At 44.4% G+C, this 16,705-nt stretch carries 15 protein-coding genes; 10 read left to right on the plus strand and 5 right to left on the minus strand.

Annotation, left to right across the window (positions count from 1 at the left end; all coding sequences use genetic code 11):
* Positions 1 to 55: 55 nt before the first annotated feature.
* The 6 genes from hemE to M3636_RS14310 all read left to right on the plus strand — a co-directional run bounded on the left by hemE (position 56) and on the right by M3636_RS14310 (position 6,622).
* The gene (gene hemE, locus M3636_RS14285; protein ID WP_251382956.1) at positions 56 to 1,120 is read left to right on the plus strand and encodes a uroporphyrinogen decarboxylase; all 1,065 of its coding nucleotides are present in this window, start codon (positions 56 to 58) and stop codon (positions 1,118 to 1,120) included.
* Positions 1,113 to 2,063 (plus strand): ferrochelatase, encoded by a 951-nt coding sequence (hemH, locus tag M3636_RS14290; RefSeq protein ID WP_251382957.1) that lies wholly within the window; start codon positions 1,113 to 1,115, stop codon positions 2,061 to 2,063. Before hemE ends, hemH begins: the two co-directional genes overlap by 8 nt.
* On the plus strand, positions 2,063 to 3,487 hold the full coding sequence (gene hemY / locus M3636_RS14295) for a protoporphyrinogen oxidase (protein ID WP_251382958.1): 1,425 nt from the start codon (positions 2,063 to 2,065) through the stop codon (positions 3,485 to 3,487). Before hemH ends, hemY begins: the two co-directional genes overlap by 1 nt.
* 155 nt (positions 3,488 to 3,642) lie before the next feature.
* On the plus strand, positions 3,643 to 5,055 hold the full coding sequence (locus tag M3636_RS14300) for a CapA family protein (protein WP_251382959.1): 1,413 nt from the start codon (positions 3,643 to 3,645) through the stop codon (positions 5,053 to 5,055).
* 79 nt (positions 5,056 to 5,134) lie between these two features.
* The gene (locus M3636_RS14305) at positions 5,135 to 5,887 is read left to right on the plus strand and encodes a glycerophosphodiester phosphodiesterase (protein WP_128101244.1); all 753 of its coding nucleotides are present in this window, start codon (positions 5,135 to 5,137) and stop codon (positions 5,885 to 5,887) included.
* A 102-nt stretch (positions 5,888 to 5,989) separates the two neighbouring features.
* Positions 5,990 to 6,622 (plus strand): fumarylacetoacetate hydrolase family protein, encoded by a 633-nt coding sequence (locus M3636_RS14310; protein ID WP_251382960.1) that lies wholly within the window; start codon positions 5,990 to 5,992, stop codon positions 6,620 to 6,622.
* 116 nt (positions 6,623 to 6,738) lie between these two features.
* Here the strand turns inward: M3636_RS14310 and M3636_RS14315 are convergent, their stop codons facing one another.
* Positions 6,739 to 7,155 carry a hypothetical protein gene (locus tag M3636_RS14315; RefSeq protein WP_251382961.1) on the minus strand — a complete coding sequence of 139 codons (417 nt, stop codon included), beginning with the start codon at positions 7,153 to 7,155 and terminating at the stop codon, positions 6,739 to 6,741.
* Positions 7,156 to 7,421: 266 nt separating this feature from the next.
* Between M3636_RS14315 and M3636_RS14320 the strand changes: the two genes are divergently transcribed.
* Genes M3636_RS14320 through M3636_RS14330 form a run of 3 tightly spaced genes read left to right on the plus strand, consistent with a single transcriptional unit; the run spans position 7,422 to position 10,824 of the window.
* Positions 7,422 to 8,231 carry a DUF92 domain-containing protein gene (locus tag M3636_RS14320; protein WP_128101247.1) on the plus strand — a complete coding sequence of 270 codons (810 nt, stop codon included), beginning with the start codon at positions 7,422 to 7,424 and terminating at the stop codon, positions 8,229 to 8,231.
* Between the two features lie 13 nt (positions 8,232 to 8,244).
* Complete coding sequence (locus tag M3636_RS14325; RefSeq protein ID WP_128101248.1) at positions 8,245 to 8,823, plus strand: TetR/AcrR family transcriptional regulator; 579 nt, start codon at positions 8,245 to 8,247, stop codon at positions 8,821 to 8,823.
* 54 nt (positions 8,824 to 8,877) lie between these two features.
* Entirely contained in the window at positions 8,878 to 10,824 is a 1,947-nt protein-coding gene (locus M3636_RS14330; RefSeq protein ID WP_251382962.1) for an ABC-F family ATP-binding cassette domain-containing protein, read from the plus strand.
* 149 nt (positions 10,825 to 10,973) lie between these two features.
* Here the strand turns inward: M3636_RS14330 and M3636_RS14335 are convergent, their stop codons facing one another.
* A complete protein-coding gene (locus M3636_RS14335; protein WP_251382963.1) occupies positions 10,974 to 11,687 on the minus strand; it encodes a DinB family protein in 714 nt (237 codons plus the stop codon).
* A 378-nt stretch (positions 11,688 to 12,065) separates the two neighbouring features.
* Here M3636_RS14335 and M3636_RS14340 point away from each other — a divergent pair, with 378 nt between their 5' ends.
* Positions 12,066 to 13,007 (plus strand): hypothetical protein, encoded by a 942-nt coding sequence (locus tag M3636_RS14340; RefSeq protein ID WP_251382964.1) that lies wholly within the window; start codon positions 12,066 to 12,068, stop codon positions 13,005 to 13,007.
* Between the two features lie 188 nt (positions 13,008 to 13,195).
* Here the strand turns inward: M3636_RS14340 and M3636_RS14345 are convergent, their stop codons facing one another.
* The 3 genes from M3636_RS14345 to pepF form a co-directional block, all read right to left on the minus strand.
* Positions 13,196 to 14,236 carry a M42 family metallopeptidase gene (locus M3636_RS14345; protein ID WP_128101252.1) on the minus strand — a complete coding sequence of 347 codons (1,041 nt, stop codon included), beginning with the start codon at positions 14,234 to 14,236 and terminating at the stop codon, positions 13,196 to 13,198.
* Between the two features lie 104 nt (positions 14,237 to 14,340).
* Positions 14,341 to 14,727: a LapA family protein gene (locus M3636_RS14350; protein WP_128101253.1), complete on the minus strand. Its 387-nt coding sequence runs from the start codon at positions 14,725 to 14,727 to the stop codon at positions 14,341 to 14,343.
* Positions 14,728 to 14,862: 135 nt separating this feature from the next.
* Positions 14,863 to 16,653, minus strand: a complete 1,791-nt coding sequence (gene pepF, locus M3636_RS14355) for an oligoendopeptidase F (RefSeq protein ID WP_128101254.1) — start codon at positions 16,651 to 16,653, stop codon at positions 14,863 to 14,865.
* Positions 16,654 to 16,705 lie beyond the last annotated feature (52 nt).

Here is a 16,705-nt window from a genome sequence, read left to right on the forward strand (position 1 = left end):
TTCAAAAAGGGCATAATGGTAATTATGAGTCCAAAAACTATTGGAGGCTTCTTACATGAGCTATAATGATCGTCTGATTCTGGCGAGTTTCAAACAACAAGTTGACCGTGTTCCAGTATGGTACATGCGGCAGGCTGGACGTTACGATCCCGAATATCGCAAAATTAAAGAAAAATATTCTTTGCTCGAAATTTGCCAGCGGCCCGAGCTCGCGGCTGAAGTAACCCTCATGCCCGTCCGTAAATTAGGCGTGGATGCGGCTATTTTGTATTCAGATATTATGAATCCGGTTGCTTCGCTTGGCATTGATTTTGATATTGTCAAAAACATTGGACCGGTCATTGATAATCCGATTCGGACAGCGGCTGATGTGGAGCGTTTGCGTCCCATTGACGTTGAAGGTGATCTGTCACATATATTAGAAACTATTCGAATTTTGGATAAAGAATTAGATGTGCCGCTCATTACGTTTGCCGGTGCACCGTTCACGATTGCTAGTTACCTGATTGAGGGTCGACCTTCAAAAGGCTACATTCGAACCAAAACGATGATGTATAGTGAGCCGCAAATGTGGCATCAATTGATGCAAAAATTAGGTGATATGGTAATTACATATGTTCGTGCACACATTGCCAACGGCGGTAAGGCATTCCAGTTATTTGATAGCTGGGTAGGCGCGCTTTCACCAAATGATTTTAGAACCTATGTGTTGCCTACGATTACTCGTATCTTTACCGAATTGTCCGATTTGAATGTACCGAAAATTTATTTCCCTGGTGTAGCCTCAGGCGAACTGCTGCCTACTTTGGTAGATCTGCAAGCAGATGTTATTGGATTGGACTGGAGAGTATCTATCTCAGAAGGCCGCAAAAGATTAGGTGGTAAGTTTGCCGTACAGGGTAATCTGGATCCGTATGTGTTAACTGCGCCGATGGAATTGCTTAAACAACAGGCAAAAGTAATCATTGATCAAGGTATCCAAGAGCCGGGTTATATATTCAATCTGGGACATGGACTCTTTCCGGAAGCATCGCTTGATAAATTGAGAGAGCTGACAGCATATATACATGAATATTCAACAGAAGCTTTAAAAACTGAGGTGACTATTACTAATGACTAATACTGTAGGCGTACTCGTGATGTCGTATGGCACACCTGAAAATATGGAGAGCATCGAGGCTTATTACACACACATTCGAAGAGGCCGTGCACCTGAGCCGGAGCAATTGAAGGAACTTAGTGATCGCTATGAAGCAATTGTGGGGGGCGTGTTCCCCCTTCGGGAAAACACCGACAATCAAGTTCGGGCGCTGCAAGAGACATTGAATAAGGACGAGCGTGCAAGTCAGGTAGAGTTCAAGTGTTATCAGGGGCTCAAGCATGCTTATCCTTTCATTGAAGATGGTGTGGAGCAGATGGCAAAGGACGGAATTCAGTCGGCTATTGGGATCGTACTTGCTCCCCATTATTCCACAATGAGTGTAGGCAGCTATATTAAGCGTGCACGTGAGAAGGCGGAAGAAATGGGCATTCAGATGTCCTTTGTCGAGAGCTATCATCTGCATCCGAAGCTGATTCAGGCTCTGTCTTCACGCGTAAGTTCGAAGTTGGATATGTTCGAAGAGGCAGGAGCCAAACGTGGGGATGTTCGTGTATTGTTCAGCGCACATAGCTTGCCAGCACGGATTGTAGATATCGGTGACCCTTACCCGCAACAGCTATTGGAAACGTCTGAGGTCATTGCTTCCCGTTTGGGCATCACGAACTGGCAATTCACTTGGCAGAGTGCCGGTCGTACAGCAGAGCCTTGGCTTGGTCCTGATATTTTGGATACACTTCAGGAGCTTTCCCGTGAGCAGGTGGAGGATGTGTTAGTCGCTCCAATCGGTTTTGTATCAGATCATCTGGAAGTGCTGTATGATCTGGATATTGAAGCCAAAGCAATTGCTAAAGAGATCGATATGCGCCTCATGCGTACGGATTCTCTGAACAGTGATCCACTCTATATGGAGACGCTCAGTGACGTCATTCTAAGCCAGTGGCAGCAAGGAACGGATGTGTAATGGAAGATAAGAAACGGCGTGTCGTCGTTGTAGGCGGCGGACTAACCGGCCTCAGCGCGGCATTCTATATACGGAAACATTATCGGGAAGCGGGGTTTGAACCCGTGATCACTCTGGTGGAGAAAAGCTCCTCCATGGGCGGTATGATTGAGACTCTTCACCGTGACGGATTTGTTATCGAAAAGGGACCTGATTCGTTCCTTGCTCGCAAAACTGCGATGATTGATCTGGCTAAGGAACTTGAGATGGATCATGAACTCGTCAGTCAAAATCCGGAGTCCAAGAAGACATACATCATGCAGCGCGGCAAGCTTCATCCGATGCCAGCAGGACTCGTTCTGGGTATTCCAACGGAGCTTAGACCTTTTCTGCGGAGTGGTCTGGTATCCCCTGCAGGTAAACTGCGTGCGTTAATGGATTTCTTCATTCTTCCCAAACGTACAACAGAAGATGAGTCGTTAGGCTATATGATTGAACGACGTCTAGGCACAGAGGTTCTTGAGAATTTAACAGAACCATTACTTGCAGGCATTTATGCAGGGGATATGCGCCGATTAAGTCTACAAGCTACTTTTCCTCAATTCGGAGAGGTTGAGAGGGACTATGGCAGCCTGATTCGAGGTATGATGACAGGTCGTAAGCCTGCAGAAACTCACACAGGCACGAAAAAAAGTGCTTTCCTTAATTTCCGTCAAGGCCTTCAAAGCCTGGTTCATGCACTTGTACATGATCTACAGGATGTCGAGCAACTGATGAATACTTCAGTACAAGCATTGAATGTTCAGGCTGGAAACGACGCTAGATATACGGTGCAATTGGACAATGGTAAGAGCCTTGATGCGGATGAGGTTGTAATTACAGTGCCTACGTATGTAGCATCATCGTTACTGCAACCCCATGTGGATACGGCAGCACTTGATGCGATCAATTATGTATCTGTAGCCAATGTGGTGCTTGCCTTTGAGAAAAAGGATGTAGAGCACGTATTCGATGGTTCGGGTTTCCTCGTTCCGCGTAAGGAAGGCCGCAACATCACTGCCTGCACATGGACATCAACAAAGTGGCTGCATACTAGCCCAGATGATAAAGTGTTGCTGCGCTGTTATGTTGGCCGTTCCGGGGATGAGCAAAATGTGGAGCTTCCGGATGATGCACTCACTGAATTGGTGATGAAGGATCTTCGAGAGACAATGGGCATTGAAGCCACGCCGATTTTTGCTGAGATCACTCGACTTCGTAAGTCGATGCCGCAATATCCGGTAGGTCACTTAGAGCATATCTCTGCATTGCGTGAAGAGCTTGGCAAACAGTTGCCTGGTGTTTATATCGCGGGTGCGGGTTATGAAGGTGTGGGGTTACCTGACTGCATCAGACAGGCAAAAGAAATGTCGATGATAGCGGTACAGCAACTTGCCGCGAATTAACAGAGATTGAATGTTCGAAAGAAACTCTTTTGAACCATCTCATAAAGAGCTGTCTTGAGCGTAGATTTTCTACAGGAAAGACAGCTTTTTTTTATACCATTCCATACCATGGCTGGTATAATGGTTAAGATTGCTGTATAGAAGAGGAGTTGCCTATGTATCCGCCAAGATCTCAACGAAGTGAAGTAAAGAAAAAAACGAGACGTACTCGCAAACGGATCGTTTGGGTCATTAATTTGTTGCTGATAGTTATGATCGGACTTGTATGCTTGTATTATGCCATTGAAATGAGAGAGCAGGCAGATCGTACGGTGGAGGAGACAACGGTCACTCCAGAGTCCTCCGGTGAGGTTGAATCTCAAGGAGGTGACTCGTTAACGACACCTGAGGCAACCCCTGAGACGGATGATACGGCAGAAGAGGAGCCGGCTGTGTCCAATGACCAAGATGCTGAAGAGACTAGTAATGACCAGACGGACAACACGGAAGAAGCCGCCAACACGGATACGAATAATACGTCTGGAACGGACGTAAAGCAGCCGGCCAAACCGTCTAAGTCAGACAGCTCTACAGGAAATGGGAGCTCGGCAGCAGCACCAGGGAACCAAGAGCCTGTTCATTCAGCTAATGATGTAACGATTCATTTTGTCGGGGACATACAGTTCTCGGGAAAAGTAGCTGAGCTGCTGGAGAAGAATGGATACGATTACCCCTTTCAGAAGTTAGGAAACCTCTTTAAGGATGACGACCTGACGATTGGAAACTTGGAAACACCGGTAACGACTGGTGGTACAGGTGCAGCGAACAAAACATATGTTTACAAATCCTCGCCCAAAGCGTTAGCGGCTATGGCAGATGCGGGATTTGATGCGGTTAATCTCGCGAACAATCATATTTTGGATCAGGGTGTAGAGGGTTTAGTGGATACGCTAGGTTATTTGAAGGAATATGGAATCGCTCACACCGGAGCAGGCATGAATCAGGATGAAGCATTTGCACCGGCATATTTGGAGCGTAAGGGAATGAAGATTGCATTACTTGGCTTCAGCCGTGTGGTTCCTGAGACAAGTTGGAAGGCGGAAGGCAATCGAGCTGGTGTAGCTGAAGCCTACAGTTCCACTGCCGCAGTAAAAGCCATTCAGGATGCGCGCAAAAATGCAGATCTCGTTATTGTCGTGGCGCATTGGGGAGTAGAGCGAGTAAGTACACCTAATGATGACCAGACTCGCTTGGCACATGAATTTGTAGATGCAGGAGCAGACCTTGTTATAGGGGGGCATCCGCATGTGTTACAAGGTATGGAATACTATAAGGGTAAATGGATTGCATATAGTACAGGGAATTTTATTTTCTCCAAATCAACCACAGAGGAAACGTGGAAAACGGCTGTATTTCAAGCTCGCTGTAGTGCAGAAGCTAAATGCAGCATGAAGGTGATTCCTTACGAAGCTGCACTGGGTCAGGCTATTCCTATGCTAGGTGAAGCTAATAAGTTACTGCTACAGCAGATGACGAAGCTTTCGCCAGGTGTTCGATTTGATGCTAGTGGTGTTGCTACCCCAAGTTAATTAGTATTGAGCATATTGATGAATGTAACTGTAAGTCATATATGAATGAAGCTAGAACGTTGCGGAGGAGTGGATCAGATTGAACAATAGCTGTGTCGCGCATCGTGGGTTTTCTTCCATTGCACCAGAGAATACGATGGCAGCCTTTGAACTTGCTATGGAGCAGCCCCAAGTGCAATGGATCGAACTGGATGTACAATGTTCACGTGATGGTGTTCCTGTTGTCATTCATGACTTTACCTTCAATCGAACTACAGATGGAGAGGGTCTAGTACGGGAGACCGATTGGTCTGAGATTCAAAGGTTAGATGCAGGATCTTGGAAAGGAAAAAGTTATGCAGGAGAACGGATTCCCTCCCTTGGCGAGGTGCTTGATCGTTGCTGTGGCAAGGTTCGACTGAATATTGAGCTGAAAACGCAAGGTGATATGTATCCTGATCTTCCTGCCGCCGTCATTCATGAAGTGCGACAAAGACATATGCAGCATGATGTGGTGCTGACTTCCTTTGAACCGAAAGCATTAGCTAAAGCGAAAGAGATCGCACCAGAGTTTCAAACGGGATTGATCATTGATGCTCGTCCAGGCGATCTGTTAGCTCGATTGAAACAATTGCAGTGCAGCTTCCTGTCCATCGGTTATACGAATGTGGATAAATCCTTGATGCGTGAGATGCAACACGAGGAGATTCAGGTGATGGCTTGGACAGTGGATGACAAAACGATTATGAAACGCCTCGCGGCAATTGATCCTACGCTGATGTTATGTACGAATTGTCCTGATGTGTGGGAAAAGGCGTTCCACGAAACGACGCGTCATTTCTTCAGACCCTAATTTGCAATCATTTCGAAGTGAATTATAATATGTATTTATATGAAATAGTAAAATACATTCTTAATCTGTGCTAATGAATCTGGTAAAGGTGGTTATCTAACGATGCTGACAAATATTCGTAACGTATACTGTGTAGGACGCAATTATAAACTGCATGCTGAAGAATTGGGTAACGCGGTACCAGATGAGCCGATGATTTTTATGAAACCTTCTCATGCGGTTGTGCCGCTTAATGGAGAAGCAATGGCATTGCCTTCTACCAAAGGTGAAGTACACTATGAAGCCGAATTAGTGATTCGGATCGGACAGAACTACCAGCCAGGAGGCTCTATTCTGGATCTAGTTGATGCGTATGCTTTCGGTATCGATTTTACATTACGTGACGTACAGTCGGTGATTAAGAAGAAGGGTCACCCATGGACTGCGGCCAAAGGTTTCAAAAATTCAGCGCCGATCACGGAGTTTCAAACCTTCACAGATGTAGATTCATTACAAAAGGCTGATTTTACGCTGAGTAAAAATGGTGAAGAGGTTCAGCGCGGTAATATTCGTAATATGATTTTCGATCTCCAGACGATTGTGGACTACGTGGGACAACACTACGGTCTTGGAGAAGGTGATGTCATTTTCACCGGTACACCCGAGGGTGTCGGATCAACTGTAGCTGGCGATGTACTTGAACTCACTTGGAATGGCGAGTCGGTTGGTAAGTGTACGATTGTAGCAGCTAATTAAACATAGAGCATTTGATTGAGAGTAACATTAATAACAAGAGGGGCGTGCAAACGCTCCTTTTTTATATGCCAATGAGATTGGGAGTGCTGTTCGAGCCCGCTAAATGTCTGCTGCACTTATATGGGTAGGTATGAGGTATTAGCGCTCTCAGTTACCAATGATATGAGTTCTGATTGTTGTGCAGTATACTGTTCCAAGCTGATACTTCCATTCGCAAGTCGCTCATCCAACTGTTTGCTAAGCTGGGTAACTTGTAGAGCGATGACCGCATCGATATCACCATCGTTTTGCTCAGCGATCATTCGTAGCGATTTACCGGCATACAAATCTCGAACGAATTCGGCGTCCGTAGTTTGATTAAGAGCATGAAGCAATGCATCCTCATTCTGTTCACTCTGATCCGTTGCATTCATACTGATAATAGACCATTTGGCAAGGGGAATCGGTGTAATGGCGGACTTACTCCAAGCTGTTCCGGCAAAAGACATCGTTACAATCATCGTACCAACAATGATTACACGTTTCATATTCATAAAGGTCATCCTCATTTCAATTTGGAATTATAGTTCATTTGGTATGTACTTGCTCTAGATATAGTGTAATTGAAAAACCTGAACTCAAACTTAAATAGAGATAAAACCTGTGTGGTAATGAATTCCATATCTTAAGCGAGGTTTCTTCGCTTATTCGGCTGGTGAGTTCGTATTTCGGCATTAGGATCAAACCGTGGTATAATTAGATTTCAAAAATATAAATGACGTCATGTGGGCGCTGTGAGCTACCATGTGCAGGAGAATGTATGAACTGGATCATTGGCGCGGTGTGCGCTTTAATCGTAGCTGGAGCAGCCTACCGAAAAAAATCACTCACCCAATCTGGCAGTCTTGCGGCTGTGTTGATGGGAACGATTTATTATGGGGCAGGTAACCTGTTCTGGTTTGGAACGCTGCTATTATTTTTCATCACCTCAACGCTACTCTCCAAATATCATAAGGATCGCAAGCAGGAGCTGGAGAAGTCCTATGCCAAAACAGGAAACCGGGACGCTGGTCAAGTGCTGGCTAACGGTGGTATAGGCATGGTGCTATGTCTAGCAAACTGGATTGCTCCACATCCATTCTGGATGTATGCATTTATCGGTGTAATGGCTACCGTTACATCGGATACATGGGCAACGGAGTGGGGAAGTTTGAGTCGTAGACCACCACGCTCAGTAGTGACATGGAAGGTGCTTACACCCGGTACTTCGGGAGGCGTATCCTGGCTAGGAACTATGGCTGCTGCTGTGGGTGGAGCCTTAATTGGATTAGGTGCGTTTTTCTTTTCTTGGATTGCAGGACTGGAAGGACTAGGCTTGTTCGGTTGGATGAGTGTTGGACTAGTCGGTGGTCTTGGAGGCGCATTTGCAGATTCTTATCTAGGAGCGACGCTCCAGCATATGTACCGTTGTACAGTGTGTGGACGCGAGGTGGAGGTTGCTGAACATTGCGGTCATTCTACAGTGCATTCACGTGGATGGTCATGGATGAGTAACGATCTGGTAAACGTGCTAAGCTCGCTTATTGGCGGATGTTTGGCTATTGTATTGGGGATTATTTTGGCGTTGTAGGGAGGGAGTACTGTTGAGTACTGTTCAAGGAGACAAATCAGAGGCTATTTTGGATGCGGCTTATGGTATCTTTGGTTCAAAAGGATTTTATGAGACCAAGATGTCCGATATTGCAGATGAGGCCGGCATTGCAAAGGGCACGATTTATTTATATTTCAAAAGCAAGGAACAATTATTTATTGCTGTATCGAAGCGGGACTGTAATAGCTTTATTAGCCGTCTTGATTATGCTTTGAAATCCAATGATAATACGGGTGACAAGCTTGGTGCTATCGCGAAAACGCACTTAACTTATTATTATGAGCGGCGTAATCATACGAAACTATTTTTTATGGCACCTAACAATGACCCTGATCTGATGAAGTTTATGAAGGGGTTCATGAATGAATATATGAGTATGGTATGTGAGGTGCTGAAAAGCGCCAATGTACCTGAGCCTGTGCTCTTAGCTGAGGCTTATATAGGAATTCTGGATCGGCTGAAAATGGACATTATGCTTAATCCTGAGTTTAACGAGGATGATCTGAACAAACGCATTTCCTTTGCAGCGGCACTGTTCCTGGATGGCTGCCGTTCGTTTATTCAAGTATAGAACGTAGTAACAAGATATATAGAATATCAATTTACAGAGAAGTAGGTACAAACGATGAACATAATGACTGTAGAGCAAATTTCCAAAAGCTATGGCGAAAAAATATTGTTCAAGGATGCCTCATTTGGTATGGGGGATCAAGATAAGATTGGTGTCGTTGGGGTAAATGGAACAGGAAAGTCAACGTTTCTACGTGTAATAGCAGGTATTGAACCTGCGGATGATGGACAGATTGCCATCGGGAATGATGTACGCATTCAATTTCTAGCGCAAAATCCTCAATTTAATCCAGACAATACCGTACTGCAACAAGTATTTGAAGGCGACAGCCCTGAGATGAAGACAGTGCGTGAATATACCGAGACGATGGAATTACTGGAACTTAATTCTTCCGATCCTGCCTTGCAAGAGCGACTGATGCGTTTGAATCAACAGATGGAACACCTCCAGACCTGGCAGATGGAGAGCGAAGCCAAAAGCATTCTATCCAAGCTGGGCATTCGACAATTCGACGCACGTATGGGCACATTATCTGGAGGACAGCGTAAAAGGGTAGCTCTAGCTTCTGCGTTAATTCATCCGTGTGAGCTGCTTATTTTGGATGAGCCAACCAACCATATTGATAATGACTCTGTTGTGTGGCTAGAGCAATATTTGCAAAAACGTCGTGGAGCTCTCTTGATGATTACGCATGATAGGTACTTCCTCGATCGTGTTGCTAATGTGATGCTTGAGCTAGATCATGGACGATTATTCCGGTACGAAGCGAACTATACGCGTTTCCTAGAATTAAAAGCAGAGCGAGAAGAACGTGAGTCAGCATCCGAGCAGAAGCGGCAAAATCTGCTGCGTACAGAGCTTGCTTGGATTCGACGTGGTGCAAAAGCTCGTACAACCAAACAAAAAGCGAGAATTGATCGCTATGAGCAATTGAAGGATCAACAAGGGCTGAACCGCTCCGGTTCAATGGACGTTTCGGTTGGCTCGACCCGTCTAGGGAAGAAGATTCTAGAGATTGAGCATTTATCCAAATCAGCAGGTGGACGTAAACTGATTGAAGATCTGAGTTACATCGCTGTACCAGGAGATCGAGTGGGGATCGTTGGTCCGAATGGTAGTGGTAAATCGACGCTGTTACAGATGATTTCCGGTAAGCTGGAACCGGACGCAGGTGAGGTTTCTTTGGGGCCAACCGTTAATCTCGGTTACTTCACACAGGAACATCAGGAGATGGATGAAACATTGCGGGTTATTGAGTACATTAAGGAAGTTGCCGAGAACGTGAAAACGGCTGATGGCTCGCTAATTACCGCTTCGCAGATGTTAGAACGTTTCCTATTTACCCCAACAGCTCAATGGACGCCAATCTCTCGGTTGTCGGGTGGGGAGAAGCGTAGACTATATTTGCTTCGTGTATTAATGGCTGCACCTAACGTTTTATTGCTCGATGAGCCAACGAATGACTTGGATATTCAGACTTTGGCTGTACTAGAAGATTATCTGGATGATTTCCCTGGCGTTGTCTTCGTCGTATCCCATGATCGATACTTCTTGGATCGTACGGTAGATAAGGTTCTCTCCTTTGAAGGTGAAGGTGCTGTAAGGGTTCATGTGGGCGACTATAGTGAGTATGCGGAATGGATGTTAAAAAACGTGACATCTACTACGGCTGCGTCCTCTCAGACAAAAAGTGGGGTGGAGAATGTTGATTCCAAATCTTCAACGGATGAGCGTAAGTCGGCTACTTCTACAGCGAAGCCTAAGCTGAAATTCAGCTTCAAGGAACAACGTGAATATGATCAAATTGATGAGAATATTGAGAAGGCTGAAGCTAATCTGGCTCGAATTAATACCGATATGGAGGCAGCCTTCAGTGACTCCGCCCGTCTGCAGGAGTTGATGGCGGAACAGGCAGAGGCCGAGCGTCATCTAGAAGAACTGATGGAGCGTTGGACGTACTTGAATGAATTGGCAGAGCAAATTGAGCAAAACAAATCGTAAGATTGCTTTGCTTCTTAACTAGAATGGTAAGTGCAAGCTCATAGCTTGAAAGTTCAAACAAAAGTTGAATTAAACCCTGAAACTGTAGCCTTTTTTCAAACGCAACATGATGTTGCCTGTGAAAAAGGGCTTTTTCTATTCAGGCTAGGTTATTTAAGTCGGTTTAATTGTTTCATTTCCTTTTTCAGCTGATCTTTAATGCGAACGCATTTATTCAAATGTAAAAAATTATGTCTTGTCGCTGGCATTAGTACAAGTCCGGCGATTGTTTTCTTGCTCCAATATTCAGCAATACCACTTGCTTCTTGAAGAATAGCCTTTTCATCAAACAACTTTTTAATCCTACTATCTTGTACTTTATTTCTAAACTCGCCTGGCTGCAGTGACGAAACGATTTGTCGGGTTTGTTTTCCTACGGCGATCCTATATTCTAACAATGATTCTATATTGATCAGTGAACTTAATTCTGCAATATCATCATCACTCATACTGTTTCCGCTATGGGAAAAACGGATGTTCATTTTTTGTAGCCATTGATCAGAATGAAGTACCTGTTGACTGTCAGCAACTAAAATATTCATTGTTATGTCCTCAACTCTTGCGATATGCCAGAGATGCCATACGATTGAATTTTTTGTATCTCGAGCGCGTACGGGATACTTCCTTAAGTTACTTTCATCCATATGTTCTAGAACAATGTCCTCTAAGGTATGGATACGATCCTTACTCATTTTCGATGAGTATAACAAGGCATGGTGATCGAGAAAAAGCTTAATCGTTGGAACATGTTCATTTGCATTTAAAATGATTTCGGTTAATTGCTTATGGTTTTCGTTCCAAGTCCTTCTTTGCTCAATATTCATTAAAATTACCTCCAGAATAAAGTGGGAAGAAATTCAGTTGCTTCACAAGCAAACGATACCTCACCAAGACCTGACCAAGATCGTCTCTATTTCAAGAAACAAACAGGAAGAAACTAACATATTATTTTTTTATTCGACGCTATGTTTCGTATTCCTTGCTGTCTAAATAACGAAATCATGACAAGTGATTGGCTGAATAATTGGCTGTCACACCGTTTAAGTACTCATCCATCGTTATAGTCGGAGGTGATCATTGTCCGCATTTTTGGATGAACTTATTTGATCTCTCCGAAAATGTGAATTGCATTATTATGAAACGTTTCTCCTTTCATTACGTTGTAATAAGTAAAGAATTCCATAGGAGGGAGCCGGTACCACATGAGTTATAAAGAATTGAATGAGCAATTGGCGATTCTGAAGGAAAAGGGGAGAATTTACGAGAAGTGGAAGAGTAGGCTCGCGAAACTAAACGAGGAAGAGAACGAGTGGAAAGCGAAAGTAGAGCGGCGCATGGAGCATTTGGAAAAGGAACAAAGCGATGTAGATCGTCTTAATAGCATGACATTGTCGGCATTTTTCTATAATTTAATTGGTAAGAAACAGGAACGGTTAGAGAAGGAAGAGCTGGAGCTCATGGAGAGCAAAGCTGAGTATGATACGGCATACCGGATGTTACAGGATGTTCAAGAACAGCGGTTGCAGGTGCAGCGTGAGCTGGATGGACAACGCGAACTTCAATTTTGGGAAAGTGATTACAAGCAGCTATGGGGCAAGAAGGAGCACCACCTGCTCGCCAGAGATCATGAGCTGCAACAGATGGCAGAGGATCGCGAGCATGTCATCGGGGAATTGAAGGAGCTACAGGAGGCGGAGCGAGAAGGTAAACGTCTAATGCTCGCCTTGGATCGTGCGGCAGAGGCTTTGAAGTCGGCAGGGAACTGGGGAGTGTACGACATGATGGGTGGCGGTATGATATCTACTCATATTAAGCGTAGTCGGATGGATGATGCACAATCTGCCATCAATGAAGCCGGACGACATCTGAAACGTTTTCAGAAGGAGCTGGATGATGTCAAAATGGCGGTCAAAGCCGATTTAGAACTCGGAGGCTTACTATCGTTCGCTGATTATTTTTTCGATAACCTCTTCGTGGATTGGATGGTTCAGGACAAAATTCGTAAAGCTGAATCTCAGGTGCAGGAAGGACAAAGTACGATTCGTCGTACCATGCATGTGCTCAAAAATGAAATACGTGCACATCAGGCAAGCAAGGAAAGCTTGGAGCGTCGTTATCATCAACATATTGAGCTTGCCTATTAGCTTCATGCTCCTATATTCTATAAAAAAATCTAAAATAGGGTACGCCTTGCTATCCATGAAGTTATGGTGCAAGACGTACCCTATTTACGTTAAATACCGGTTACTGATTATTCAACTTGATAAGACGGACAGAAGATGGTAAGTGCTTCTTTTTACATTATGAAATTGCCTATTGTATGACGTTTAGCTTATTTGGTTGTTATATATGCCGTGAGCAATCGCGCGGTGTTTAACACTGCGTCTTTATGAGTACGCTCCATGGAGTGAGAGGCGTGAACCCCTGGGCCAATGAGTGCAGCTCGAATGTTGTTGCCGGCACGTAACGCAGCGGAACCGTCTGATCCATATTGTGGATAAATGTCGATGACATAATCCATGTTGCTCACTTTTGCTAGCTCGATTAAGCGGCTTGTCATCTCATAGTCGTATGGACCCGAAGAATCCTTGGCACAGATCGATACATCGGTTTCTTTACAGCTGAGATCATCACCCATAGCTCCCATATCTACAGCGATCATTTCGCTAATCTCGGCAGGGATATAGGATGCTCCGTGCCCCACTTCTTCGTAGTTGGAGATTAACAATGACACGTTATGTAGAGGCTTCCAGCCCTCGCGGTGAGCAGACTCCAGTATGCCAAATAAGGCAGCTACGCTGGCTTTATCATCAAGATGTCTTGATTTGATATAACCACTTGGTGTAATGACAGCTCTGGCATCGAAGGAAATGAAGTCTCCGACACAGATACCTAGTCCTAATACATCCTCCTTGGAATTAACGACTTCGTCAATTCGAACTTCCATGTTACTCTCTTTACGTTCGAAGGTACGTGCATCGGGATAGACGTGTACAGAGGGATGAAGAGAGAGAATCGTGCCTGTGTAGCTTCTACCATCCCGAGTATGAATCGTGCAGTATTCATTTTCAATACTCTGCATGGAGAATCCGCCAACAGATGTTAGTTTCAAAGTGCCGTAGGAAGTAATTGAGCGTACCATTGCACCTAGGGTGTCAACGTGTGCGCTAAGTCCAATCGTTTTGGATGAATCTTGTCCAGCCAGCGTAAGGATCGCTCCGCCTTTATTGTTTAATTCAAAAGGAATGGATAATTTGTCTGCTTCCTCACGAATCATCTCGATGATGTGGTGTGTATATCCACTTGGACTCGGTGTATCTAGCATTTTTTTAAGCAAAGTTAAGACATAGGATTCATTAATCGTAAAAGACATGGTATAACTTCCTCCTTAAAAATCATTGTTGTGGAACAAATACAGCCTGTCTGGCAGGAATGTTGGAGCTCACCCATTCCTTAGGCCAGCAGGCTGCCTGTTTTTTACAACGTACCTGTAGGATTTCCTTTACGCTGGCTTTCGATAGAGTCATTAGCAACAGAACTTTCCGGTTCAGTTGTTTCAAATGTATCCATTGAAGCGTAGGAATCGAACGTGTCAGTGCTTGATGTGGGTGCGGCATTCTCTAATTCAGCTACGCGTAGCTTCAACTGTTTGTTCTCACGTTGCAGTCGATATTGGCGATAGATGCCGTATGACCCTACAATAATTCCACCGATCAGCGTACAGCCGAGAATCAGTAGAATTAGCGGGATTTGGAACGTGTTAAAGAGCAGGTTAACCTCTACCGAATTCACATTAATGACAGCAAATATTCCGGTTAAGAGTGCAAAAACAAGACCTGCGATAAGCGCCCATTGCATTTTCATGGTGGTGCCTCCTTGTTGAACAATTCAGGACTAAGATACATTACCCCATTAGCCTGAGGTTGTATCCTGCAATGATTATAAAATCCCCTGCCCGAATGGGCAAGGGATGCAGGTCGTAAGGATGGAACAACAACCTTATTTGGTTAATTCCTCCATCTGCTCGATCAATTCTTTGAAGACGCTCATAGCTTCACGGATCGGCTGCGGTGAGGACATATCCACACCAGCTTTTTTCAGGATGTTGATGGAGTAATCGCTACCGCCACTCTTCAGGAAACCGAGATAGCGATCTACTGCAGGCTGACCCTCTTCCAGAATTTGCTTCGAGAAGCTAGTTGCAGCTGAGAAGCCTGTAGCATATTTGTAAACGTAGAAGCTGTTATAGAAGTGGGGAATACGAGCCCATTCCATTTCAATTTCTTTGTCTACTGCCATGTCTTTACCATGATATTGTACGTTCAGATCATAATAAATCTCGGATAGCAGCTGTGGAGTGAGCGCATCGCCTTGCTCCGCACGTTCATGAATGATCTTCTCGAATTCGGCAAACATCGTTTGACGGAAGACCGTAGTACGGAATTGATCTGCATAATAAGTTAATAGATACAACTTCTCTTTTGGATCGGTTGATTTGTTCAATAGATAATCCATCAACAATGCTTCGTTCGTGGTCGATGCAACTTCAGCAAGGAAGATGGTGTATTGCGCATCACGGTACGGAAGCGTTGTATCTGAGTAATGAGAATGCAGCGCATGACCCATTTCATGAGCAAGTGTAAACATGCTGTTCAGATTATCCTTGTGATTGAGCAGGACATAAGGGTGCGTGCCGTAAGCTCCCCATGCATAAGCGCCTGAGCGTTTATTTTCATTCTCATATACATCGATCCAGCGATTATCATAACCTGCCTGAAGTGTATCAGCATAATCCTGCCCCAGTGGCTTCAAGCCATCTTTGACGATTTGTTTGGCTTCATCATAGGTGATATCCATCTTGTACTCATCTACGAGTGGAGCGAACAGATCATACATATGCAATTGATCAACACCAAGCAATTTCTTACGCAGATCCATGTAACGGTGCAGCAAAGGAAGGCTTTCGTGAATGGTATCCACGAGGTTTGTGTATACATCCTTCGGAATGTTGTCGCCGTAGAGGGACATTTCCAGAACAGAAGGATACTTGCGTACGTCTGAATAAAACATATTTTTGGTTACATTGGCATTCAGGGCAGCAGCAATCGTATTTTTTTGTTTGCCATATGTTTCATATACCGCCTTAAAAGCGCGTTCGCGAACTTCACGGTTCGGATTTTCTAGGAATTGAATGTAACTGCCATGTGTCAGTTCAACTTCATTTCCTTGTTCATCCTTAATTTTTGGGAATTTGAGATCGGCATTGTTCAACATGCTAAAAATCGTTTGCGGAGCTTGAGAGAGGTTACCCACTTGAGCCAGTAAAGCTTCCTCTGTTTTGCTCAGAACATGCGCTTTTTCCCGTTTCATTTCTTCTAAAGTGAACTTGTAAGCTTTAAGTTGCTCATCAGCAATTAATGCATCCAGTTGATCGTCTGGAAGTGCCAAAATCTCAGGTGTTACAAACGAGAGGGCTTCCCCAACTTGAACACTCAGCTTTTGCGCTTTTTGGGAAAGGTTTTGATATGTAGGATTAGCTGTGTCTTCATCTTGGTGCATGCGTGCGTACACAAAAAGACGCTCGATTTTGAGAGATACCTCATCTTCCAGCTCGAAACATGCGTTTAATGCTTCGGGTTTATCCAGTTTGCCTTGAAACTCGGAGGCTTTCTTCGTCAAAGAAGAGACTTCTTCATACTCTTGATCCCAAGCTTTCTGATCGGCAAACAAATCTTCCAGTTTCCAAGTATGTTCAGTTGGTACCTCGGAACGTTTCAATAATTGACTCATGGGAATCCTCCTTAATGGTAATGATGAATCTATGGATGAAACAGTCTTCGCC

The sequence above is a fragment of the Paenibacillus sp. MER 99-2 genome (genome assembly GCF_023714095.1).
GTDB lineage: Bacteria > Bacillota > Bacilli > Paenibacillales > Paenibacillaceae > Paenibacillus.

What these genes read in the sequence shown, in the direction of transcription:
- hemE (WP_251382956.1), top strand. Translation starts at nt 56, where the DNA reads ATGAGCTATAATGATCGTCTGATTCTGGCGAGTTTCAAACAACAAGTT.
- hemH (WP_251382957.1), top strand. Translation starts at nt 1,113, where the DNA reads ATGACTAATACTGTAGGCGTACTCGTGATGTCGTATGGCACACCTGAA.
- hemY (WP_251382958.1), top strand. Translation starts at nt 2,063, where the DNA reads ATGGAAGATAAGAAACGGCGTGTCGTCGTTGTAGGCGGCGGACTAACC.
- M3636_RS14300 (WP_251382959.1), top strand. Translation starts at nt 3,643, where the DNA reads ATGTATCCGCCAAGATCTCAACGAAGTGAAGTAAAGAAAAAAACGAGA.
- M3636_RS14310 (WP_251382960.1), top strand. Translation starts at nt 5,990, where the DNA reads ATGCTGACAAATATTCGTAACGTATACTGTGTAGGACGCAATTATAAA.
- M3636_RS14315 (WP_251382961.1), bottom strand. Translation starts at nt 7,155, where the DNA reads ATGAATATGAAACGTGTAATCATTGTTGGTACGATGATTGTAACGATG.
- M3636_RS14320 (WP_128101247.1), top strand. Translation starts at nt 7,422, where the DNA reads ATGAACTGGATCATTGGCGCGGTGTGCGCTTTAATCGTAGCTGGAGCA.
- M3636_RS14330 (WP_251382962.1), top strand. Translation starts at nt 8,878, where the DNA reads ATGAACATAATGACTGTAGAGCAAATTTCCAAAAGCTATGGCGAAAAA.
- M3636_RS14335 (WP_251382963.1), bottom strand. Translation starts at nt 11,687, where the DNA reads ATGAATATTGAGCAAAGAAGGACTTGGAACGAAAACCATAAGCAATTA.
- M3636_RS14340 (WP_251382964.1), top strand. Translation starts at nt 12,066, where the DNA reads ATGAGTTATAAAGAATTGAATGAGCAATTGGCGATTCTGAAGGAAAAG.
- M3636_RS14345 (WP_128101252.1), bottom strand. Translation starts at nt 14,236, where the DNA reads ATGTCTTTTACGATTAATGAATCCTATGTCTTAACTTTGCTTAAAAAA.
- M3636_RS14350 (WP_128101253.1), bottom strand. Translation starts at nt 14,727, where the DNA reads ATGAAAATGCAATGGGCGCTTATCGCAGGTCTTGTTTTTGCACTCTTA.
- pepF (WP_128101254.1), bottom strand. Translation starts at nt 16,653, where the DNA reads ATGAGTCAATTATTGAAACGTTCCGAGGTACCAACTGAACATACTTGG.